The following is a 23,336-nucleotide window of genomic DNA, read 5'->3' on the forward strand; positions in this document are numbered from 1 at the left end:
CCACCGCCCGCCCCACCCCTCCCCGGCCCCGTCACCTCATCCCCTCATCCCCTCATCCCCTCATCCCGTACTCATCACCTCCCCGTCCCCTCCCCGTCCCCTTCCCGCCACGGTGGCCCTCCGCCCGCTCCGCCACGGCGGCGTGCGGCAGTACGGTGTCATCCATGCGCCCCGACACGCCTGCCGACCACACCACCGAAGCCGAGCGCCTGATGCGCGCCGCGGCGCAGTACCCCGAGGACCACGAACCGTTGTTCCTCCAGGCCGCGGCCCATCTGGAACTCGCCGGCGACCGCGCCCGCGCCACCACGCTCTACGACCAGCTGCTCGCCGGTGACTCCCCCGCAACCGAGCACCCGCACCTCGTCAAGGCCCTCCAGGCGGCGAACCTCTGGGAATACGGTCACGCGGCGGAGGCCCGCGCGATCATCGACGGCATCCGCGCCGCGAGCCCCCTGGACCCGGCCCCCTGGGAGATCGTCGCCGAGACGCTGGAGTCCCACGACGAGCTGGAGGCCGCACACGACCACTTCACGGCCGCGCTGACACTGCTGCTCACCCCGGGCGAGGACGTCCCGTACGCCACCCAGTCCCTGCTGACCGGCCGCCACCGGGTACGCAGGCTGCTGGGCGTCGAGCACGACACCTGGGACGAACTGGCCGACACCCTGCACACAGCGGCCGTCCCCCTCGACGAACTGCACGACCCGAAGCGCCTCTGGTCGCTCGGCTCATCCGATCCGGACGAACTCCAGGCCGAGATCACCCGCCTCCGCGCCGAACTGGGCACCTACCGCACGGCGCTGTCCCGCCCGTTCCCGGTGGCGGTCCTGCACTGGCCGGCGGCCGAACTGGCGGAACTGCTCACCGCGTACCCGGGACTGCGCACGGAGTACGTCTCCCACGCCGACCACCTCTCCCGCCTGGAAGCCGCCCTCCGCGACCTCCACACCGCGGGCACCCCGAACCTCGGCATCGTCACGGGCACGGTCCCCTCGTACGAGGCGTTCGCCGCCTCGGAAGCCACGTCCCCGTCCGACCCGGACCTGCTCCCCCAGTACGCCACCACCCTCGCCGCCCGAGGCCGCGCCACCCCTTGGCCCCCGCCCCGCAACGGCCCTTGCTGGTGCGGATCGGGGCGGGCTTACGGGGACTGTCACGGGGTGAGCTGAAGCCGGCGCGCTCCTCCGGCCTCGGTCTCCTGACGCCGTAGTACGGCGGCACTCTGTTCCGTACCATCGAACCTCACGCATCGGTCCCGGCACGCGCAGGAGCCATGAACACAGCCAAACCGTCCTCTCCCGGAGTCTCCGCACGCATGAGTCGACAGGCTCGACGTGACACCGCTCCGGAGGTGGCGGTGCGCAAGCTCCTGCACGCGGGGGGACGCCGATATCGGCTCAACGTGCGGGTTCCGGACATGCCGCGGCGGACCATCGACATCGCGTTCCCCCGCGCCAAGGTCGCCGTGTTCCTCGACGGCTGTTTCTGGCACGGCTGTCCACAGCACGCCACACGGCCGAAAGCGAACGCCGAGTGGTGGCGGGAGAAGCTCGACCGGAACATGGCACGCGACGTGGAGACCACCGAACATCTGGCAGCCGCAGGATGGACGGTGTTGCGGTTCTGGGAGCACGAGGCGCCACTCCTGATCGCTGAGCGAGTGGCGGCAGCCGTCGACCGGACCCGGTCGGACGAGTAGACGGACACGGCAGGAACGGGGTGGGTACTGTGGGCGAGTTGCGGTTCGTGGATGTGTGCGCGGGAGCCGGTGGTCTGGCGCTGGGACTGGAGCGGGCCGGTTTCCGGCCGGTGCTGCTCCTGGACAGGAAACCGGTGGCTTGCGAGACCTTGCGCCGGAACCGACCGACATGGAACGTCCTGGAGACGGACCTCCTGGACTTCGACCCCGCCGAGCACCAGGAAACGTACGATGTCGATCTGCTGTCCGCAGGACTGCCCCGGGTGAAGTCCAGCGCGACCGTCGCCCGAGTCGGGACGGAGGATGAACTCCGTCTCCTGGAGGCGACGGTTCTGCTGGCCCACGCCGTGCGACCACGCGCCCTGCTCATCGAGAACGTGCCGGGGCTGGTGGACTCCCCGCAGTTCGAGACAGTGCGCGAGTTCATTCACAAGGAGCTGGAGCACCTCGGATACCGGTTCCGCTGGTTCGTCCTGAACGCGGCCGACTTCGGCGTACCGCAGGTCCGCAAACAGGGTGTGCTGGTCGCGTTGCAGGACCGCTACTTCGATGCGTTCCGACCGCCGCTACCGACGGTCGGAACGCATGTTCCGGTGGGTCGGGCACTGCGGGATTCCATGGGAGCTCGTGGCTGGCCCTGTGCGGACGCGTGGGCGGCGCAGGCGCTGAGTGTGGCGCCGACCCTCGTGGGCGGCTCCGACAACCGGGGAGGTGCGGATCTCGGACCGACGGGCTCCAAGAAGGCATGGGCCCGCATGGAGGTCAACGGTGGGGCTCTGGCCGACGAAGTTCCAGGGCCAGGCTTCGATTGGACACCCGGGGGACCTGTCTCGGGGATGGTCAAGCTCACCGACGGACAGGCCGCCCTTCTGCAGGCGTTTCCTCCCGAGTGGAGATTCGTCGGCCGGAAGACGGCTCGCTATCGACAGGTCGGTCACGCATCGCCGCCGCCGGTCGGAGAGGCACTCGGGCAGGCGATCAAGATCGCACTGAACGCCTGATCCGTCACACTATGCCGCGCGATGGGATCGAACTGCGCAGTCCCCTGAGCCGATACACTTCAAACCCATGACCCACGCACCTCATCGATCATTTCCGCCTGCGGATTTCCACATCGTGGATCTGTTCGCGGGTCCCGGTGGTCTCGACATCGCAGCGACGATCATGGGAGTGAAGAGCATCGGGGTCGAGTGGGACGACGCGACACGCGCCACGCGACAGGCGGCCGGCCTCCGGACCGCCACGGTCAAGGACGTATCCGATCTCGGGCCGGGGCATCCCGAGGTCTGCGAGGCGAACGTCCTGACCGGCGGACCACCGTGCCAGACCTTCACTGTCGCCGGGAACCGAGAGGGTCACAAGGCACTCAAGGACGTGCAGCGTCTGGCCGAGCGCATGGGGGGACACGCCGATTGGGCGTCGTTCTCCGAAGCTTGGGCCGAGGTCAAGGCGGAGACCGACGCGATGAGCGACCCCCGTACCGGGCTCGTGCTGCAACCGCTGCGCTGGGTGATGGAGGCAAAGCTTCGATACGGTCGCCCCTACCGGTCGATACTTCTGGAGCAGGTCCCGACGGTGATTCCGGTATGGCGTGTGTACGCCGCCATCCTGGAATCCGCCGGATACACCGCCGACGCGCAGATCCTGCGCACCGAGGAATTCGGAGTACCGCAGACCCGTCGGCGTGCCGTCCTCATCGCCCGCTGGGGCAAGGACGCGGAGGTCACCTTTCCCCGGCCGACACATCAGCACTATCGCCAGGGAGCGGTCCGCATCGAGGGCGAGGAGCGTCCCTCGCAGGACTCCATCCCCGGCATGTCGGACAACCATCCGGCGCCGCGAGGATGGGTCGCCATGCGGGACGTTCTGAGCAATCGCACCGGAAGCCTGGCGAACCGACCCGAGGACTTCGTCGTGGTCTCCAACTACGGCTCCGGGGGAAACCCCAAAGCACGCGGCAGGCGCACCTCCGACCAGCCGGCCGCGACCGTCACCGGCAAGGTGCGTCGTAATCGGGTTTTCCGTCTGAAGGGGGGAAAGATCGGAGAGGAGTTGGAACGGCTGTCGTTCGAGGAAGCGGGACTTCTCCAGTCGTTCCCAGCCGATTACCCCTGGCAGTCGACGGATGTGGCCCAACAGATCGGCAACGCGATCCCGCCTCGTCTCTCCCTGCACATTCTGAGCAGTGCGCTCGGGCTGGAGCAGCCGGGCCCGGAGCTGTTCGACAAGCTGGTGGCATGGAAGAGGCCGGAGAGGATGTCGTCCCTCGTGCCTGTGGCCAGGGTCTACGCCGAGGCTCACTGATCTGCCGAACGACGCCCGTTCATGCCTCGCTGTCGTCGGGCCTGACCTTCCCACGCACCGGGGCGTCCGTGAAGAGACCCGCGAAGTGATCGGCGAGCGCGGCCACGGAGCCCTCCGGTGCCCTTTCCTCTTCCGGTCCCTCGGGAAGGGTTCTGCGAGGAACCGCCATGGCTCCCTCGGCAGCCGCGATCCACTGCCGAAGCGGTTCTCCGTCCCGCTCCGTGTCAGGAGCGAGCACGTCGTACATCAAAGTCGCCGCGGACGTGTTGACCGCCCTCGCCAGAGCGTTGATCTCACGTCCGGTACGCACTGTCCCACGCTCGATGAGACGCACCATGGCCTGGGCCGTCGGTCGATGGTCGATCACGTCGAGTCGTAGTGCGGTGTTGAGCATGTCCTGATGCGTACATACCGTCACAGCCGGACCGTAGTCGGCACCGTTCCGGAAGAGTTCCGCCGCCCACCACAACCGGGCAAAGGCTTGGGTGTAGTGCGCACCGCGGAACCGGGCTCCGGCGACTCCCGACAGCTTTTCCTCCTCCTTGGTCTCCACCAGATGGCGCCAGACGACGTAGTCAGGGGCGACTCCCAGAGCCAGGTAGTTCCACACCCTGCGGTCGGCGGCCTCCCGGCGGTCGAGTCGTAGGGTCGCGTGGAGCCGGGGAGCGAGCCAGGCGTCGGCCTTCGTCGGTTTGTCGTCCTTGTACAGGTACATCGCGTCGTCGACAAGATCACGCACGGGGCGCGACGCCTTGCGCGCTTCCTCCCGAGGGAATGATTCGGCGTTCTTGTTGAGCGCGAGAGCGGGAACGTCCTCCTTGCCGGCGAGCAGCCCCTCGGTGAGGTACTGCGCCGCGTTGAGGTCGGAGAGCAGTGCGAGCTGTTCGGGCAGGTGGGCCGGCTTGTCGGTCATGCGTCGTTCTCCCGGTGGAATCGGTCCAGGCCTCGAACGGTGTCGGCCAGAGCCTTGGGCATTTCGGCCCTCCGCGTCGCGGCGAAGTGGATGCGGGGCTGGAGATCGATCCATCCGGACGCGCCGGTGCGGCGCAGATGGACATCGCGCAGCGCCTCCTCGACAGGACGACCGGGCACGACGTCCGGAAGCATCTCCCGGAGCACCTCTCCCCGCCAGTCTTCGGGGAAGAGCGGTGTGCCGTCCTCCTCGATCTCCAGGTCCCCGATGGCGGTGTGGAAGACCGCGGTCCACACGTCCGTACACATCTGGGCGAGAAGCAGGTCACGGACCAGACCCTCCACCGAGGAACCGTTGCCTCCGACGAGCTCGGTGATGCCCTCGAAATCGGTGTTCAGATGCACTGCGGGCAGTTCCCCCGAGGTGTCCACGATCCAGGGCATTTCCCGGAAGGGCCGCAGCCAGTCCGGTCCCTCACGGAATCCGACCTCGACCACGTCCAGTTCACGCCGGCGCAAAGGTGCCTCGGCGATCACGTCGACGATCCAGTCCTCGTCCGACGTGGCGATCGCACGTCCCGGCACACCATCGACCGTGGCGACCACGTGGACGGTCAGCGTCGCACGGTCGAGGTGATCGGCACGCCACAGCTCCAGGTTGCCGCTCCAATCGCGCCCGCCGGGCGTTCGCTGTTCGAGCCGGACGCTGACGCGCGCGTTGGTGGCCTTCTCCGTCAGCACCGCGACAACCGACACATCGGACCAGACGTCGCCGAACTCGGTCGCCTTGATCGGTACCGTGGCCGACAGTGTCAGGCGCGCGCTCTCCCAGTCGTCACGCTCGGCCTGGCCCAAGGCGACAACTCGCTCGACGACCGAGAAGGACTTGATGTCGAGTTGCTCCCGGTTGTCGCCGGGGCCCTTCAGGCGCACGGCTGTCACACGCAGCGACACGGCTCCGGCCAGACGCTTGTACGGATAGGCCCTCACGCCTTGTCCCCCTTGCCCGTACGAAGTTCGACGACAAGCCCGGTGAGTGTGGTCCGAACCGGATGGGTTGACACGTCGGTGACCCCTCGGAAAATGGCGTTCCGCGCGCCGGGCGTGAAGTGCAGGACACCGTCGACGAATTCGCAGTTGTGGACGGCGACGAGTTCCGACCACGCCAGGACGGGCCGGGGGCCGGAGCGCACGTCCAGCTTGGCCACCGGGGCCGGACGCCAGGAGTCGCCTCCGGCGGGCACCTTCACCTCGGCCGTGACACACCACGCACCGTCGTCACCGATCCGTGCGTCCAGGTCGTCCAATGTCGGCAGTCCGGCAGTGCCTTTGCGTCGAGCCCCCTTCTTGGCGCCCACGGCGAGACGCTCACGAAGTCGGTCGGTGCCGTCACGTGGCTTCCTGGGAACGCTGACCAGCCCCCGGACCGCCTTGTTCGTGTCACGCGTCAGGGCCGCGATACGACGGTACGCGGACGGCGAGTACGTCATCCGTAGCTCTTCCGTCTGCCCCCATTTGTTGTGCTCGGGGGGCTCGGCGGTCCGCAGGAACGCCTCCGCCTCGTCGGCGAACGGGGCGTCGTCGCCCGCGGCGTGGCCGGCGAGCAGTACCGCCTGGAACGGGTTCGTCCCCAGAGACAGGTTCGGGACGCCACCGATCTTGACGGTCATGCGGTTGCCCCGCATCTTCACCAAGGTGTTCGGCTTCCCGTCGGCGTCCTCGGCCTCTGTCACCAGGACGACCGCCCGGTGCTCGCCGCCGCTCCGGCCTCCGGTGCCCGGCACATCGAGTGTCACGGTGGCCATGGCCACTTCACCGGGTCCGGCCAGACGCTCCACTGTCGTGCCGTCCAGGAACGCCTGGAGCGCACGGGTACGCGACGGCTGGGTGGCGTACGGATCGACCCGCTCCTCCTCGATGATCTCGACACCGTTGCGCAACGTCCTCACGGATGCTTCGAGCAACGGTTGCCGATCTCCCCCCGTGGTCATCGCCGCCCAGAAGTTCCGCCCGAGGGCTTGAACGAGACGCTTGTGCATGTAATACACGCTCTCGTCGTCCTCACTTCCGTCCCCTTCGACCGTCGGGACGGCGTCGGCGAGGCTCGCCACGTCGTGGGCGCCGACGATCAGGAAAGAGGTGCCTGGTTCGGCGCTCTCCCTCGTGAGGTGCAGCCGCTCCACGATCTCCTCGTCGGCCCACCACGAGCGTGCGACATCCACGTTGCCCGAGCCGGAGTCCGGCCGGCCGAACCAGGCGGGGCCGGCCCATGGTTCGCCGTCGACCTCACGCCATGGCAGATCGAGACGCCCGATGAGCCGTCGCTCGGTACGTCCCTCGTGCGGCTCCGACAAGGTGGAGTTCATGAGCACCAGGCCGAGCCGGCTGGTCGCCCAGAGGGTCGCCTTTCCGAGGCCGTACGAGCCGCCGGCCCCCTTCCCGGACTTGTGACTGTCGAGCTGGCGCCGGACGACGGCCGCGAACCGCCCGGTCTCGTAGTCGTCGCCGGTCAGACCGGACGCGTTGTAGTCGTCGACCCGCAGCAGAACCAGCCGGTCGCGCTCGTACATGTCTCGCAGACCGGCGGCGATGACCCTCCCGACCTTCTGATCGTGCGCGGCTGCGGCCTGGTAATGGGGGAGGAGCTCGTCCCAGTGGATCGCCTCCCGGAAACGGACGAGCGCTTCTCCTGTGAGTTCGTGCAGTGTGTAGCGGACACGGACCGGCCGAGTGCCCGGGAGACGCTCGTCGAGGCTGTTCTGCGTGGCTTCACGGGCCAGCACCTCGACATCGGCCTCGAAGGCGAAGGCCGCGGCGTTACCGAAGTCGCGACCGCCGTCGGCATGGCCGGGGCGGTGGCACCAGGTGACGGGCGGCCCGGCCAGGGTGTCCACCGTGCGGGTGTGGATCGTCCCCAGGTCTGTCCCCAATGCCTCCGCGATCTTTTTGATCGTCTCCTCGCGGGGGGTCGCACGACCCGTGATCCAGGCGGAGACCGCGGCTCGCGTCAGTCCGATCCGTTGGGCGAGAACCGCCTGGTTCATGTCCGCCCGCTTCAACTGACGTGCCAGCCAGGGGCCGAACTCCTCACCGACGTCCAACGTCCCACTCCTTCGAGGTGCCGTACAGCCCGTATGCGGACCTACGATACACCCATCATTTGACACTTGTGGCCAGCGACAATCTTGTTTGACTTCTCGATCCGCCCCACCGGAAGGTCCCACTTCCGCAAATCAATCGAATGCCCCACATGTCCTTAATTCGCGAAACGCAACCTTTGCGCGAACGGCCCCTTATGCCCTATCGGCCGGAATCGTCCGACCCTGCTCGCGAAAACCGGAAGCGGTTATTCCATTTCATCACCGAATCTTTCCCTCAAGATTTATTGCCACTCCCTGACGGCTGGGGTAGCGTCCTCGGCAGCCCAACTTGCCCGCACGGGAAACGTGGACGAAAAGGGTTGCCTTGTTTGCTGCGCCCGAGAGCTGAATCGAGTCTCCCGCGAAGTAACACCGAAAGAGGGGCGATCCAACGGGCTTGATTTTCCCGATGAGACGGAGTTGAATTCTCACCAGCGGCCCCGCACCATCCGAAGAAACCTTTCTCCCGTCCGAGTAGAATTCACTCCCCCACCTCGTGTGTATTCGATTTCCCTGAACGTGCGCCATTTTTCGATCGACCCGCATCTGCCCAGTTCGCGAACATCGCACCACACGAGGAACAAGGGGACAACTCATGCCCGACATCGTCGCCCAGTACGACTCCAACGAGGACCCGCATCTCAGGTCCGAGTTCCTGGAGGCCGTGGGCATGACGCGCACCCAGGTCGAGTACCTCCGCCTCAGGCGGGATGCCGAGGAACGGGCATCGAAGTCCCCCATGACGTCGGACGACGCTCCGCCCCGCTCACCGGGCGAGGCGCCCGGCCCTCGCGGTCGCGGACCGCGTCGCGCTCCTCGCCGCTCTCGCGTGGCGGACTCCCGTCCGCCGAACCGTGACGCCATGAACCGTCGTAGGGCTCGGGGCACCACTTGGAGCATCGTCATCGTCATCGAACTCGACTGACCGGCTCGACTCCGGTCACCATCCGTCTTCTATCGTTCACCTCACGGGGTCGGTCGTTGTCTTCCTGTCGGCCGGCCCCGGCACCCTCGCACGCGATTTCTGGCCCAGAAACGGAACCCTTGTGAACCACCCGAAGGCGACGGGAAGTTCGGCCGACCTTCCTGTCATCCGGAAGATCATCGAGCAGTCGACGCGCGTATTGGAGACCTACCGCGTCGACCCGGGACTGGTCCTGGAACATGCCAACGGCGAGCGGCGGATCACTCAAGGTGGTTACGGGGACCGCCAGCTGTTCGAACTCGTCCAGAACGCGGCCGACGAGATCGCCGACGCGCCCGGTGGGAAGGTGCATGTCGTTCTCACGAACGACCACCTCTACTGCGCGAACGAAGGAACACCTGTAACTCCGGAAGGTGCGGAGACCATCCTCCGGATGAGCGTTTCAAGGAAGCGTGGCGGGCAGATCGGCCGATTCGGGGTGGGGGTCAAATCGGTTCTGGCCGTCACGGACACCCCTCAGTTCTTCAGCACATCCGGTTCGTTCGGTTTCGACCGGTCATGGTCGCACGAAGAAATCAAGAAGGCATCCGGGCTCGGCGAGGAATTCGAAGCCCCCGTCCTCAGGATGGCCCGTCCCTTGGACGCCACCAAGGAACGCGTCGCGGACCCCGTACTCGACATGTTGCTCGACTGGGCCAGCACAGTGGTGAGGCTGCCCCTGCTCAACGGGGCCGCCGAGCAGCTCGCTCACGACATGCACGGCAGCGGGCAGAAGGATGAACACCGAAAGGAGTTCCCCGCCCGGTTCCAGCTCTTCTCCCACCATGTCGGCACCGTGGTCCTGGAAGACCGTCGTTCCATGCCCCCGATCAGCCGACAGATCACCGTCGAGCACGACGGATACCGGCACACCATCAACGAGAACCGGACCCGTAAACCGGCCGTGAAAACTCGGTGGAAGGTGTTCACCCACGCCCATCGCCCCACCGAGAAGGCCCGTCTCAGCGCCGGCGAGATGCACGATCGCGGAACCATCGACGTCGCCTGGGCGGTGCCCGAGTACACGGGCGATACCGTGCTGACCGTCCCGAGGGGCCGAGGGGAGTTCTGGTCCTTCTTCCCCACCAAATACCCCATGACGCTCAGCGGCGCGCTCAACGGCGCGTGGAAGACGAACGAGGACCGGCAGAACCTGCTCGACGCCAGTCCCTTCAACCAGGAGATCATCCAGGTCGCGGCCCGACTCGTCGTCGACTCGTTGCCCCACCTCGCTCCCGCCGAAGACCCTGGTGCGTATCTTCCACTACTTCCCGGCCGGCCGAGGGAGTCGGAGACCCTGAACTGGGCTGACAGGTATCTGACCGAGCAAATCTGGGAGTTGACCGCACGACGCCCTTCGCTGCCGGATCAGGACGGCGTCCTGCGCGTCCCCCGCGACCTGCGGCTGCACCCTGACCATGGAAGAAACGGAAAGCTGAAACTGCGGTGGTTGGAGAAGTGGAACGCCTACCCAGGGCGCCCCTCCGACTGGCTCCACCCGTCGGTGGAGGCCACCGAAATCCGTTCGGGCAAGATCGAACACGTCATCGACGAGACACGGCAACGACGAGCCACCGCTCGGGAGTGGTTGGAGGCCCTCGTCTCCGACGGAAGCGCCGAGGCGTCGGCCGTCGCGATCGGCATTCTCGCCGAGATGATCCAGACGGACTCTCCCTTCGCCGAGGAAGCTCGTGCAGCACAGATCGTACTCACCGAGGAACACGGCATGGTCGCGCCTGTCTCCGGCAAGGTCTTCCGCCGGACGGTCCAGGACGGGCTCAAGGACGACCTGGTCTACGTCGCCCCCCAGTTGTCGGAAGACATGGCACTCACCAGCGCCCTGAACGAGATCGGTATCAGGGAAGCGGACGCCCGTGGTCGATTCGTGGGTGTGCTGGATCAGGGCTTCGACAACTACGGGCCCAGGGACTGGACCCGTTTCTGGGAGCTGTTCCACAGCGCGGGTGGGAGTCACGTCAGCATGGAGGTACGCTCCCGCATCCCCGCTCCGCTCACCACTCTCTTCGTCCGCACGATGGACGGACACTTTCACCGAATGAGCGACTGTCTCCTTCCGGGCCCCGTTGTGCCGGCGGACGGTTCGAGGGACGAAGCCGTCGCCGTCGACATGAGGTTCCACTCGGACGACACGGCGCTGTTCCGTGAGTTCGGCCTGCGTGATCGTCCGACGGCCGGCCATCAGCCGGCGGACGCGCCGTGGTTCGAGGACTACCGGGAAGCCGTCCACAAGAGCTATTGCAGAGCCCTGAGCAGCAGCGCGAGCAGGCCCTCCATCGCACGACTCAAGGTGGAGGGGGCTGCCACGGGTGGGCCGCTCCATCTCCTCACGCACCTCTCCGAGGAGGGACGGGCCGCTTTCGTGAAGGCCCTGCCGGACGAGAGCGTCATCGACTCGTGGACCCGGCAGATCGGAGTGCAGGCGGCGACCCGGGCACCGGTCGAGTCCCCCCTGCGCTGGATGCTGCGTCATCACGGCAGGGTGCCGACCTCTCAGGGTGTCGTCCGGCTCGCCGACGCGGTGGGCCCCCAGCTCCGGGCGTACGACGACGTGCTCCCGGTCGCGGACATCAGCGCCGAGAAGGCACGCAAACTGCATCTGCCGATAGTCGTGGACGAGGTTCCGTCAGGCCAGTGGGAACAGCTCCTCGCGGAGCTCGGGCGCAGCGAGGACGATGCCTTCGTCGGTCGCACGTACGTCATGCTCACCCGTCTCGGTGTGGCGTTTCCGGAGGACTCCCTGACCCGTTGCCGCGTCGGCTCGGAGTGGACCACACGCGAGGACGGCGAGATCGCCGTCGCCGCCACGGACGAGGAGTACCGAGCGCTGCGGGCGGAGCAGCTACCGGCACTGCTCGCGGGTCGGCCGGCGGATGCCGAGCTGCTGATCGACACGTGGGGCATGCTCCGCTACTCCGATGTCATCAGCAGGGAGACCCGTCATGTCGGAGAGGGGGAGCCGATCCCGCTCCGGGAGGAGTTCCCCACACTGCGGCAACGGCTCGGGAACGCCGTCACCGACTACAGCCTGCTGCGCTGCTCCGAGCTGGAGGAGGTGACACGTACGCCGCAGGGCACGCGGGCGACACCTCTGGCCAGTGCGCTCCAGGGCAACACGGTGCTCGTCCTCGAACCGAAATCCCGGCTCGACGCGCTGAAGGCAGCGGATCGGGAACTTCGTTGGCGGCTCGGAGAGGCCGGGTGCCGAGCCGTACTCGAAGCTCAGGAGCGGCAGGAGGCGGACCAACAGCTGCAGGAATCCCTGCGCGAGGTCCGGGAGGCGACAAGTGTCGAGGAGAAGCTGGAGCTGCTGATCGGCTCCGAAGCGTTGCGGGCCGGGCTGCCCCCGGGCCTGTTGGAGAGCGAACGCACCGAGCTCGACGGGGCGGAGCCGTCCGCGCGACGTATCGCGCGCATGGCTTACAACGCTCATGGTGACAGCGTCCTTCAGATGCACGTCAAAGACGTCCTCGCCGCTTATCCGAACCATGCCCCTTCGTCCTTCACCGGCTCGTCGACCGCGCTGAAGTTCGTCTCCGAGTTCGGTTTTCCCGACTCCTTCGCGGGGACGAGAACCCCTCCCTTGGCGCCACGCCTCGAAGTTTCCGGACCCACCGAGTTTCCTCGCCTGCATGACTACCAGGAGCGACTCGCCACCAACGTCTTCGCGATGCTGGATCGGGTCGCGCCACAGCGCGCCATGCTGTCGCTGCCGACCGGAGCAGGAAAGACACGCGTCGCCTCGGAAGCGGTCATTCGGTGGATCAAGCAGATGGGGCAGTTGGACGGTCCCGTGCTCTGGATCGGTCAGACCGAGGAACTCTGCGAGCAGGCCGTCCAGAGCTGGAGCTTCGTCTGGTCGAAGGTGGGCGCCGAGAGTCCCCTGGTGATCAGCAGGCTGTGGAGTTCGAACGAGGCCGGCCCGGTCGCGGACCGTCCACATCTGGTGGTCGCGACGGACGCCAAACTCCGCAACTGTCTGAGTACCGACGCGTACGGTTGGCTGCGTCAGGCGTCCCTGGTCATCGTCGACGAGGCCCATGTGGCCATCGCACCGCAGTACACCGAGATCCTGGCGCAGCTCGGCCTGACCGCTCGGGAAACCCGTCGGCATCTGCTCGGCCTGACCGCCACACCGTTCCGTAACACCAATGACGAGGAGACCAGGCGGCTCGTCCAGCGTTTCGGCACCTGGCGACTTGACGACGGCGTCTTCCCCTCGGGCAACGCCTATGGCGAGCTTCAGGAGCTCGGGATGCTGGCAAAGGTCACCCATCGCGAACTCCTCGGTGGCACGATCGAATTGACCAACGACGAGAAGTTGCGGGCCGATCAGATGAGCCTGCTGTCGAAGGCCGCCGAGCAACGCCTCGCCGACGACCACGACCGCAACAGCCGCATCATCGAGGAGATCGGCAAGATGCCGGCCGACTGGCCGGTCCTGGTCTTCGCCACATCCGTGGGGCACGCGAAGTTCCTCGCCGCCAAGTTGAAGGACCGGGGCATCTCCGCCGCGTCGGTGGACTCGGCGACGCCGACCGGAGAGCGCAGGCAGAGCATCGACGCCTTCCGTCGTAAGCGCACCCGCGTCCTCACCAACTACGGCGTACTCACACAGGGCTTCGACGCGCCGGCCACCCGAGCCGTCGTCGTGGCACGGCCGACCTACAGCCCGAACGTGTACCAGCAGATGATCGGGCGTGGCCTGCGCGGGCCGGGCAACGGGGGTGAGGAGACCTGTCTCATCCTCAATGTGCGCGACAACATCACGAACTACGGCAAGGCGCTGGCCTTCACCCAGTTCGAGCACCTGTGGAGGGCCAAGTGAGCGACGTGTACCTCGACAGTCCGCCGCTCACCGACGAGCAGCAGGCTGTGGTCGACCAGCCCTGGGACACCCGGCTGTTGGTCACCGCCGGTGCGGGCGCGGGTAAGACACATACTCTCGTCCGACGTCTCGACGCCCTGATGAGCTATGAGAACGAGGCGCTCGAAGCACACGAGATCCTGGTGCTCAGCTTCTCCCGGGCGGCCGTACGTGAGTTGCGCGAGCGGATCGCGTCGCACGCCCGCGACGCGATCCGGGTCAGGGTCCAGACCTTCGACTCATGGGCCTACGCCCTGCTGCGGAGCGAGCAGCCGGATCACGAGTGGGACGGCCTCCGCTTCGACGAACGGATCAGGGCGGCCACCGACGCGATCCTGCGCGGAGCCGTGGAAGCCGGTGAGGCCGGTGCACCGGCCCACGTCGTGATCGACGAGGTACAGGATCTCGTCGGCGATCGCAGGGACATGGTGGAAACCCTGCTCGACCACTTCCAGGACAGCTGTGGCTTCACCGTGGTGGGGGACGGCGCACAGGCGATCTTCGGCTTCCAGGTGTCGGACGACGACGCCCGCGCCGCGGAGACCAACTACTTCTTCGACTGGCTGCGGGCGTCGTACGTGGACGACCTGGTCGAACTGCACCTGTCGGGCAACTTCCGGGCGCGCACGGAGGAGGCTCGCACCGCGTTGTCACTCGGTGGTTCGCTCCAACGCCTCCCGTCCGAGAGCGCGGATTCGGACGCCGCCGGTGAGGACCACTACCGCAAGCTGACCGACCTCCTCCACTCATGCCCCGACCTCGGTACGTTGGATTCCCCGTTCACGCTCGGTTCCCTCCAGGACTTTCCCGGCACATGCGCCATTCTTTGCCGGGACAACCGTCAAGCGCTGGTGCTCTCGGACCGGCTGTCCGCTCTTGGCGTGCCCCACCGGACGCAGCGAGCGCTTCAGGACCGCCCAGTGCCCGCCTGGGTGGCCTCCGTTCTACGGAGCACCGGCTCCGCAACGTTGACCGAGGAGCGATTCCAGTCACTGCTCTCCGAGAGTCCGGTGTCGCCTGTCGGTGATCCCGGGAGGATCTGGCGTTCGTTGCGGAGTGCGGCACGCGCGCCCCGGGGACTCCTGGACGTCTCGGCCGTGCGTCGGCTCGTCGTCGAGAGCCGCTTTCCGGACGACTTGGCCGCTGTTGAGTCCGCAGGGCTGGTGGTGTCGACGGTTCACCGGGCCAAGGGACTCGAATTCGACCGGGTCATCGTCGTCGAGCCCGCGCCGATGGTGGAGCTGCGCAAGCAGCACAACCACGTCGACCCGGCGTCGGAGGCACGGGCCCTCTACGTCGCGATGACCCGGCCCCGGGACGACCTCCTCCGTATCGCGGCGCCCGACACGGCTCTCGTCCGCCGGGACAGAGCCACCGGCCGTTGGTACCTCGGAGGTTGGAGGCCCTACATCCGTGACGGCATCGCGGCTTCCGACCGGGATGTCTGTCGCGACCACCCGCCGGGCACGGACGGCTGGGCGGAGGACCCCCGAGCGGTTCAGGACTACCTGGGGTCCGAGGTACTTCCGGGCGACGCGTTGGTTCTGCGTCCTCAGCACGAGATGCCCGTCGCGTCGGACCAGAGCCCCCCGTACACCGTCCTCCACCGGGACCGTCCTGTCGGCGTCGTGTCGGAGCACTTCCGCAGAGACCTCTACTCGTCCCTGAAGGTCAACAGGACCTGGGAGATCAGCTGGCCGGTGGAGATCCACGGCTTCCAGGTGGACTGTCTGGAGAGCGTCGCCGGTAGCACGGCTTCCGGCGCACGAGCGGGGCTGGGCGATCACGGGATGTGGATGGTGCCACGTATGTCAGGACTCGGTCGGTACCGGCGAGTCAGGAAAGACGCCCAGGAGGGCCGTGACTGATGGAGAACGGTGCGAGCGCGCACGCGGCGCATTACGCGGTACGTGCGGAGTTGGTCGAACAGCTCCGCACGGATCTGCTCGGTCCTGGGTCTCCCGACGAGACCCTGACGCAGGACCCGCCGATCACGACGTATCCGATAGGAGTGTTGTTCCCTCGCCCGGCGGACGGTGCGGCCGAGGCCGAGCTCTCGGCGGAGGCGGCGGAGAACGACGGCCCTGACGACACGCCCGTACTGCGAGGCAGGAAGGACATCGAGGACAGCGCGCCCGACCTGGGCGTGTCCCTGGCCAACGACCGACGCCCGTCGTCGATGGGGCTCACCTTCGCCGTCGATCCCGCCGTCTCGTCGGCGGTCGTGGTGACAGCCGAGGCAGCCGTCTACGAGCCCGTCGACCCGGAGGGGCGCCCTGTCGCCGCGAGACGGGCGGAGGCCCGCAGCACCTCCGAGCAGTCGGAGCACTGGCGCCGCCGTGAACTGGTGCTCCGGCCCGTCACGATCGACGTGACCGAGCCCGGCACGCACCGTCCCGAGCCACTCGCGGAGGGCGTGGTCGTCCGGGCCTTGGTCCGCCGACCCTCGGGCCCGGCGGGCACCGTCACCGTCACGGTGACTCTGATCAACGACAGACGTGTCGAGGAGCGCGCGCTCCAGGACGCCTTCAGTCTCTTCCAACCCCGCCTTGTCGTGACCGCCCTATCGAACAGGCCCGCGTTCGTCGAACGTCCGGCCACCCGGGGCACCATCGATCCTGAGCAGGCCGCGAGCAGAATGTTCCACCGGCACGCGCCGACGTTCGCGATGGGTCACGGTTGCGCGGCCGCCTGGGACTGGACGCCGCCGCCCGTGGGCGCCCCGAACGTCGAGCGGGCAGCGATCAGCGAGGTCCGTACCGAATTCCTGCCGACCCATGACGTACTGCTGACCGACTCCAACCCGGAGATCGACGATTCCGCGCTCACGATGCACGGTCTGGCCACGCTGCCCGACACCGAGGTGCTCGGGGCACTCGGCGGGTTGATGGACGGATACGCCGCGTGGATCGACCGCAAGGAGATCGAGGCGAAAGCGTTCGTGGGTACCACCTACGAATCCCCGGCGCGGGAGCAGATCCAGCAGTGTCGCGTCGCTCTGGCCCGTATGCGCAGCGGTGTTCGCATGCTGGGTGCGGAACCGGACGCGATGACGGCCTTCCGGCTGGCCAACAAGGCAATGGCCCAGCAACGTGCCCGGGGGGAGTGGATGAGAGCGGGCCGTTCCGGGGAGCCCGACATCACGACGGGCCGATGGCGCCCGTTCCAGGTGGCCTTCATGCTGCTGTGTCTCGACGGCATCGTGACTCCTGAGCACGAGGACCGTGGAATCGCCGACCTGCTCTGGTTCCCCACCGGTGGCGGTAAGACGGAGGCGTACCTCGGACTGATCGCCTTCACCACCTTCCTCCGCCGTATGCGACTGAAGGAACGCGGCGCCGGTGTCACGGTCCTGATGCGCTACACGCTGCGACTGCTCACACTTCAACAGTTCGAACGTGCGGCTGCTCTGATCTGCGCGATGGAACGCATCCGGGTCCAGGAAGGGAACACTCTCCTGGGCCAGGAGCCGATCTCCATCGGCATGTGGGTCGGCCAGTCCGCCACCCCCAACACACTCATGGTGGCCGAGGACAGTCTGGCGGAACTGCGCAAGGGCAAGCAGCTCCAGGAGAAGAACCCGGTCCAGCTCCACGCCTGTCCCTGGTGCGGCACCCGCTTGGACGCCTATCAGTACGAGGTCGACCAGCAGGCCAGGCGGATGCACGTCTGCTGTCCCGACATCGAGTGCGAGTTCCACGACGGGCTGCCGGTCCACCTGGTCGACGAGGCGGTCTACGACGCCCGACCGACGCTCGTGATCGCCACGGTCGACAAATTCGCCGCCATGCCGTGGCGCGGACGGACGGCGGCCCTCTTCAACCGGGACCGCGCGGACGGCACCCCGCCCCCCGAACTGATCGTTCAGGACGAGCTGCACCTCATCTCGGGGCCGCTCGGCACCCTCACCGGCCTCTACGAGACCGCGGTGGACCTGCTCGCCGACAAACCGAAGGTGATCGCCTCGACGGCGACGATCCGTCGCGCCTCTCAGCAGGGCAAAGCCCTGTTCAACCGAGATGTCTCCCAGTTCCCGCCGGCGGGGTTGGACGCACGTGACTCATGGTTCGCCGTGGAGACACCTCGGGAACGAAAGGCGAGCCGCCTGTACGTGGGGCTGCTCACTCCCAGCACGAGCCAGTCGACGCTGTTGATCCGTACCTACGCGGCCCTGCTCCACCGAGCGATGCGCACCGACACCACCGAGGAGGTGCGTGACGCCTATTGGACGCTCGTCGGCTACTTCAACAGCCTCCGACTGCTGGCCGCCGCCGAACTCCAGGTGCACGACGATGTCGACGCCTACCTGGAGTACCTCGCCGCTCGGGACGGTGTCGATCCGCGTAAGGTGCGGGAGCTGACCGAGCTGACCAGCCGGGCCAATTCCAGCGAGGTGCCGACACGTCTCAAGCAGATCGAGCGACGGCTTCCGCACGACGAGACCGTGGACGTCCTGTTGGCCACCAACATGATCTCCGTCGGGGTCGACGTGGACCGACTGGGGCTGATGGCGGTGATGGGACAACCTCAGACCACCGCTGAGTACATCCAGGCGACCAGCCGCGTCGGACGACGCCACCCGGGGTTGGTGGCCGTCATGCTCAACTCGGCGCGCACCCGGGACCGTTCGCACTACGAGGGCTTCCAGCACTTCCACTCCGCTCTCTACCGGGAGGTGGAGTCGACCAGTGTGACGCCGTTCTCCGCCCGCTCGCGGGAACGCGGTCTGCATGCCGTCGTGGTCGCACTGGCCCGCATCCTCATCCCCGCCGCACGCCCCGACGACGGCGCGGGTCGAATCGACGAATATCGCGACGAACTCGAAACTCTGGTCGGGAAGGCGCTCGCCGACCGCGCCGAGGCGGTCGACCCGGCGGAACACGCCGCGACCATCCGGTCCTTCCACGAGTTCATCGACTGGTGGGCGGAGGAGGCACAGGTCCACGGCGGACTGACGTACGAACCCGCACGCGGAAAGAGGGCAGCGTCGTTGCTGTGCGCCTTCGACGACGAGGCGAACGACCGAGCCTGGCCCACCCTGTGGAGTCTGCGTGACGTGGACGCCGAATCCGCTCTCTTCATGGAGGCATCCCGATGACCCCTCCCCCCGCTCGGCGCCGGCGCGGTGGCATCCCGGAGCGCAGCTTTCCGCGCCGTGGCTCGGTACGCCGTTCACAGATGATCACGACGTACGGTGTCGGCTCGATGATCGCCGTCGACAACGAGTCGTTCATGGTGTCGGGTACCGACTCGTGGAACATCGGCGAGGCCCCGACCCTCCTTGAACACCGATTGGCCCGCGTGCTGGGAGTAAGGCACTTCAAGCTTCCCCCCGCGTCCGGCGACACGAGCAAGGACGGCGTGAGGGTCAGGCGTTTCCCCCTCTGGCACTCGTGTCCGAGCTGCGACGTCCTGCAGCACGTGCGCGGCTTCAACCCGCCGGTCGGCAGGAACGAATGCGGTGACTGTGCGGAGGAACTCGTCCCTTCCCGCTTCGTCATGGCGTGCCCGAAGGGACACATCGACGATTTTCCGTACTGGCGGTGGGCGCATCGGGACAACCGTCAGAAGGGTGAGACGGGTCTGTGCGAAGGAGAGATGCGGCTGCGCACCAGTGGCAAGACCGCGTCGCTCCGCTCGATTCTGATCTCGTGCACCTGTGGGATTCCGGAAGTCTCGATGGAGGGGGCGTTCCGCAGGAACGCACTGGCCAAGCTCCACGTCTCCTGCTCGGGCAAGCGCCCCTGGCTGAAGGACGCCCAGCCCGAACCGTGCACCGAAACGGCCCGTACCCTCCAACGCGGTTCGTCCGTGGCGTGGCAGCCCATAGTGAAGAGCGCGTTGTCGATTCCGCCATGGAGCGGTGGCCTCGCAGCACGCCTCGCCGACCACTGGGAGAGTCTCCGCGACATGGATCGCGCGGGCATCGAGGGCTACCTCAGGGCCATCGCCAAGGGGGAGAAATACGAGTTCTCCGCCGACGAGGTCATCGCGCTTCTGGAAGCGGAGAAGCACGAAGACCTGGAGGTGGACGAGGAGCGAGGACACGACGGCGTCTTCGTCGCACTGCGCAAACAGGAGTACAGGCGGCTGACCGAAGGCAACCCGGAGAGCGCCACCGACCGCGTGGAGAACTTCGTCTGCGAACCCCCTCGCTCCTCGGCGTCCGCTCTTGCCGCGTACGGCGTGACCGGCCCGATGTTGGTCAAGCGCCTGCGTGAGGTCCGGGCTCTCAAGGCGTTCTCGCGTGTCGACACTCCTGACGCCCGCACCGATGTGCACGAAGCGGCACTGTCCCTGGAGGCCCTCGACTGGCTGCCCGCCATGGAGGTCCAGGGCGAGGGTGTCTTCCTGCGACTCGACGAGACGCGGCTCGACGCCTGGGAGCGAAGTGCGGCCGTCGCCGCGCGCGCGGAACGGATCGGAAACAGCCATCGGCGCCAACTGCGCGAGCGAGCCGACGATTCCGCAGCTGTCATCGATTCTCCGGCGACCCCCCGGATGGTGCTGCTGCACACCCTCGCCCACGTGCTCATCAACGAGTGGAGTCTCGACGGCGGATACCCGACGGCTTCGCTGAGGGAGCGTCTGTACGCGAACGAAGTCATGGCGGGTCTGCTGGTGTACACAGCGACCAGCGACTCCGCGGGCAGCCTCGGAGGCTTGGTGGCTCAGGGAGAACCGGACCGTCTGGTGGGAACACTGCACTCCGCCCTGGACCGGGCCCAGTGGTGTTCGGCGGACCCGCTCTGCGTCGAGTCCGAGGCGAGCGGCGCGGGGAGTGTCAACCTCGCCGCGTGCCACGCGTGTGTTCTGCTACCCGAGACAAGTTGCGAGCAGAACAACGGGCTTCTGGACCGGGCGCTCCTCATCGGCACCCCGGAGGACCCGTCCATCGGCTTCTTCAGCGAATCGCTGCTCCTCTGACCGAGAGATCATCCGGTTTCGATCAACTCCGCCTCGAAGTGCGTCTGCGCACGATCCAGCGCCTCGTCCGGGTCGAAGCCGTGCGCGCGGAGCCAGTGAAGGAGGTCGGCGATCAGGTCGATCGCCGCCTCCTCCTGATGCGCGACATGGGTTCGTCCGGGAGCGACGCCGTCTCCTCGTGCCACACCACCCGCGTACAGCGTCAGACAGGCGTCGCTCTTGGTGACTCGCGGGTCGGTGACATGGCCACCGGGTGTGGAGAGTTGCGTGGGCAGGTCGCACCAGACGAGCTTGGAATCCGTGCCGAGAATGACGCCCCACCGGTCGGCCATGCCATCGATCAAGGTCAAGCCGCGCCCCGCCTCGTCGTCCGATCCGGCGGTGACCATCGTCGGCAGCGCACGGGTGTCGGGGTCACGAAGTCCGATCCGGACGTGCGTGCCGTTCATTTCGGCTCGGAGCACGCTCGGCGTACCCGCGCCGACGTGCCGGATGACGTTCGTGACCAGTTCGCTCACGCAGAGTTCGGCGGCGTCGGCCACGTCCGGCAGCCCCCAACGCTTCAGGTGCTGCCGCACGATGCGTCTCAGCGCCGCGACCTCCTCAGCCTTCGCCGGAAAGGGCAGTTCCCAAGCCTTCCGCGTCATGCAGCCGTCGGTTCCGTTCACCACGAGCACACGCCTTTCACCGCATCGGAGCCCCGCCGCTCACCAGGAGTGGGACGGCGGTGACTCTCGGTCTTCGTGAGTGACACAATGCCAACATCCGATCCCTTCGTGCAATATGCACGGCGAGATTCGCTCCTTGGAGTGATTGGCCGCGCGCCGCCACTTCCGATGGGATGGGATCTCCGTTACGTAGAAGGAGTTGATATGGCAGGTTCACCGACCGCGCGCCGCCGACGACTGGCGATCGAACTCAAGAAGCTCCGCGACGAAGCCGGCCTCACCTGCAACCAGGTAGGGCAGGAGCTGGACTGGAGCGGTTCCAAGGTCAACCGGTTGGAGACCGGCCAGGGGCGCGTGCAGCCCTCGGACGTGGATGCGCTCTGCCGCTTCTACCGCACGTCCGACGAGCTACGGGACCTGCTGAGATCACTCGCCAAGGACTCGAAGACCAAAGGGTGGTGGCACGCCCACGGAGATGCCGTCCCCTCATGGTTCTCGGTCTACGTGGGCCTGGAGCAAGCAGCCACCGACCTCCGGACGTATCAAGGGGAGTTCGTACCCGGGCTACTTCAGACGCCCTCGTACGCAGCTGAGTTGAGTCGCGTCTCCGCCGACCAGCCGCCGGAGGAGATCCAACGGTTGGTGGACGTCCGGATGCGCAGGCAGGAACTGCTCACCGCCGACACTCCGCCCGATCTCTGGGCGGTCGTCCACGAGAGTGCCCTCCGCCATGTCGTCGGTGACCGCTCTGTCATGTGCGACCAGCTCGAACGTATCCTTCAGATGGCCAAGTCGAGGAATGTGACCGTGCAGGTCCTGCCGTACGACGCCGGGGCGTATCCGGCCACAGGTCCCTTCACCATCCTCGGCTTTCCGGAACAGGAAGATCCGGATGTCGTCTATCGAGAGGGGTTGACCGACTCCGTCTATCTGGAGGACGCCGCCGATGTGAGCCTGTACACGAAGGCGTTCGACCACCTCAGGGCGCTCGCTCTCAGCCCCGCTCGATCGGTCATGATGATCCGAGACACCATGGAGGAACACTCTCGATGACCCCGTCCCTCAACGCGCCCCGGTGGCGAAAGAGCAGCCACAGCAATGGCACCGGCGGCGAATGCGTGGAAGTCGCCGACCTCGACGCCACTGTCGGCATACGTGACTCCAAATGGCCCCAGGGCCCCCACATCACGGTACGTCCCAGCGCCTGGGCGGGCTTCGTGACCGGCTTGCGGCAGGGCAACCGGTCGTCCTGAACATCACGGAAGCCCTTCACGACGCCGGTCGACACGAGGATGTCGCGTTCCTCCTCGCCGCCGTGGTGCCGGACGCCGGTTGACCGCTGCGGCATGGCGTCCCTGAGGGTCACGCCATCGCGAAGTGTGTCTGTGCCTGATCCAACAGGCCGTCCGAATCGCCGCTCCGGGCGGCGATTCGGTGCAGCAGGTCCGCGATACCCGGTCTTTCGCAGACTCGGGGCTGCAACACCGCCGTAGGAGGAAGAACTCGGCCGGTACCGGCTTGCGTTCGACTACCTACGCGCACAAGCGTTGGACATGGCCGCTTCCTCGGCCATGATCGAACGTGTTCGCGAGGAGATGTGATGATTCCGGTTGCCGAGTCCGGCCAGGCCCCCATGTGGTTCAAGTCGTCCCACAGCGGCGGCAACACCACCGAGTGCGTGGAGGTCGCGTACCTTCCGCACCTCGCGGCTGTGCGGGACAGCAAGGACAGTGACGGGCCCAGGCTGGCGTTCGGCCGCTCCGCCTGGGCGCGGTTCGTGTCGGCGGTCGGGGAAGGCCCGGCGGAGGCCGTCTGACGTTCGGAGAGGGGCCGA

The 23,336-nt window shown here is 67.1% G+C and carries 16 protein-coding genes and 1 pseudogene; 13 read left to right on the forward strand and 4 right to left on the reverse strand.

Annotation, left to right across the window (positions count from 1 at the left end):
- The first annotated feature begins 164 nt into the window (after positions 1-164).
- From PZB75_RS09445 to PZB75_RS09460, 4 genes are all read left to right on the forward strand, one after another.
- On the forward strand, positions 165-1,172 hold the full coding sequence (locus tag PZB75_RS09445) for an SEC-C domain-containing protein (RefSeq protein WP_275534848.1): 1,008 nt from the start codon (positions 165-167) through the stop codon (positions 1,170-1,172).
- Positions 1,173-1,276: 104 nt separating this feature from the next.
- Positions 1,277-1,702 (forward strand): very short patch repair endonuclease, encoded by a 426-nt coding sequence (locus PZB75_RS09450; protein WP_275534849.1) that lies wholly within the window; start codon positions 1,277-1,279, stop codon positions 1,700-1,702.
- 29 nt (positions 1,703-1,731) lie between these two features.
- Entirely contained in the window at positions 1,732-2,703 is a 972-nt protein-coding gene (locus tag PZB75_RS09455; protein ID WP_275538649.1) for a DNA cytosine methyltransferase, read from the forward strand.
- Between the two features lie 67 nt (positions 2,704-2,770).
- Positions 2,771-4,006 carry a DNA cytosine methyltransferase gene (locus PZB75_RS09460; protein WP_275534850.1) on the forward strand — a complete coding sequence of 412 codons (1,236 nt, stop codon included), beginning with the start codon at positions 2,771-2,773 and terminating at the stop codon, positions 4,004-4,006.
- A 19-nt stretch (positions 4,007-4,025) separates the two neighbouring features.
- Here PZB75_RS09460 and PZB75_RS09465 read toward each other — a convergent pair whose 3' ends face one another.
- From PZB75_RS09465 to PZB75_RS09475, 3 genes are read right to left on the reverse strand one after another with little or no spacing between them, the layout of a single operon-like run.
- Positions 4,026-4,919 (reverse strand): DUF6339 family protein, encoded by an 894-nt coding sequence (locus tag PZB75_RS09465; protein WP_275534851.1) that lies wholly within the window; start codon positions 4,917-4,919, stop codon positions 4,026-4,028.
- The gene (locus tag PZB75_RS09470; protein ID WP_275534852.1) at positions 4,916-5,908 is read right to left on the reverse strand and encodes a hypothetical protein; all 993 of its coding nucleotides are present in this window, start codon (positions 5,906-5,908) and stop codon (positions 4,916-4,918) included. The genes PZB75_RS09465 and PZB75_RS09470 overlap by 4 nt, the downstream gene beginning before the upstream one ends.
- On the reverse strand, positions 5,905-8,019 hold the full coding sequence (locus PZB75_RS09475) for a helix-turn-helix transcriptional regulator (RefSeq protein ID WP_275534853.1): 2,115 nt from the start codon (positions 8,017-8,019) through the stop codon (positions 5,905-5,907). Before PZB75_RS09475 ends, PZB75_RS09470 begins: the two co-directional genes overlap by 4 nt.
- A gap of 634 nt (positions 8,020-8,653) precedes the next feature.
- On the opposite strand from PZB75_RS09475, the gene PZB75_RS09480 reads away from it, so the two are divergent.
- The 5 genes from PZB75_RS09480 to PZB75_RS09500 all read left to right on the forward strand — a co-directional run bounded on the left by PZB75_RS09480 (position 8,654) and on the right by PZB75_RS09500 (position 20,834).
- Complete coding sequence (locus PZB75_RS09480; protein ID WP_275534854.1) at positions 8,654-8,983, forward strand: hypothetical protein; 330 nt, start codon at positions 8,654-8,656, stop codon at positions 8,981-8,983.
- A 121-nt stretch (positions 8,984-9,104) separates the two neighbouring features.
- The gene (locus tag PZB75_RS09485; RefSeq protein ID WP_275534855.1) at positions 9,105-13,868 is read left to right on the forward strand and encodes a DEAD/DEAH box helicase; all 4,764 of its coding nucleotides are present in this window, start codon (positions 9,105-9,107) and stop codon (positions 13,866-13,868) included.
- Positions 13,865-15,775 carry a UvrD-helicase domain-containing protein gene (locus PZB75_RS09490; protein ID WP_275534856.1) on the forward strand — a complete coding sequence of 637 codons (1,911 nt, stop codon included), beginning with the start codon at positions 13,865-13,867 and terminating at the stop codon, positions 15,773-15,775. The genes PZB75_RS09485 and PZB75_RS09490 overlap by 4 nt, the downstream gene beginning before the upstream one ends.
- The gene (locus PZB75_RS09495; RefSeq protein WP_275534857.1) at positions 15,775-19,005 is read left to right on the forward strand and encodes a helicase-related protein; all 3,231 of its coding nucleotides are present in this window, start codon (positions 15,775-15,777) and stop codon (positions 19,003-19,005) included. The genes PZB75_RS09490 and PZB75_RS09495 overlap by 1 nt, the downstream gene beginning before the upstream one ends.
- Positions 19,002-20,834, forward strand: coding sequence for a DUF1998 domain-containing protein (locus tag PZB75_RS09500; RefSeq protein WP_275534858.1), 1,833 nt, complete (start codon positions 19,002-19,004; stop codon positions 20,832-20,834). Before PZB75_RS09495 ends, PZB75_RS09500 begins: the two co-directional genes overlap by 4 nt.
- 8 nt (positions 20,835-20,842) lie before the next feature.
- Here the strand turns inward: PZB75_RS09500 and PZB75_RS09505 are convergent, their stop codons facing one another.
- The gene (locus PZB75_RS09505) at positions 20,843-21,481 is read right to left on the reverse strand and encodes an ATP-binding protein (RefSeq protein ID WP_275534859.1); all 639 of its coding nucleotides are present in this window, start codon (positions 21,479-21,481) and stop codon (positions 20,843-20,845) included.
- A 225-nt stretch (positions 21,482-21,706) separates the two neighbouring features.
- On the opposite strand from PZB75_RS09505, the gene PZB75_RS09510 reads away from it, so the two are divergent.
- The 4 genes and pseudogenes from PZB75_RS09510 to PZB75_RS09525 all read left to right on the forward strand — a co-directional run bounded on the left by PZB75_RS09510 (position 21,707) and on the right by PZB75_RS09525 (position 23,318).
- Positions 21,707-22,555: a helix-turn-helix transcriptional regulator gene (locus tag PZB75_RS09510; RefSeq protein WP_275534860.1), complete on the forward strand. Its 849-nt coding sequence runs from the start codon at positions 21,707-21,709 to the stop codon at positions 22,553-22,555.
- On the forward strand, positions 22,552-22,755 hold the full coding sequence (locus PZB75_RS09515; RefSeq protein WP_275534861.1) for a DUF397 domain-containing protein: 204 nt from the start codon (positions 22,552-22,554) through the stop codon (positions 22,753-22,755). The genes PZB75_RS09510 and PZB75_RS09515 overlap by 4 nt, the downstream gene beginning before the upstream one ends.
- A 240-nt stretch (positions 22,756-22,995) precedes the next feature.
- A pseudogene (locus PZB75_RS09520) lies at positions 22,996-23,103 on the forward strand (XRE family transcriptional regulator); the annotation flags it as partial.
- Positions 23,103-23,318 (forward strand): DUF397 domain-containing protein, encoded by a 216-nt coding sequence (locus PZB75_RS09525; RefSeq protein WP_275534862.1) that lies wholly within the window; start codon positions 23,103-23,105, stop codon positions 23,316-23,318. The pseudogene PZB75_RS09520 and the gene PZB75_RS09525, both read left to right, overlap by 1 nt.
- The last annotated feature ends 18 nt before the right edge of the window (positions 23,319-23,336 follow it).

This window comes from Streptomyces sp. AM 4-1-1, assembly GCF_029167625.1.
In the GTDB taxonomy this organism is placed as follows: Bacteria; Actinomycetota; Actinomycetes; order Streptomycetales; family Streptomycetaceae; genus Streptomyces.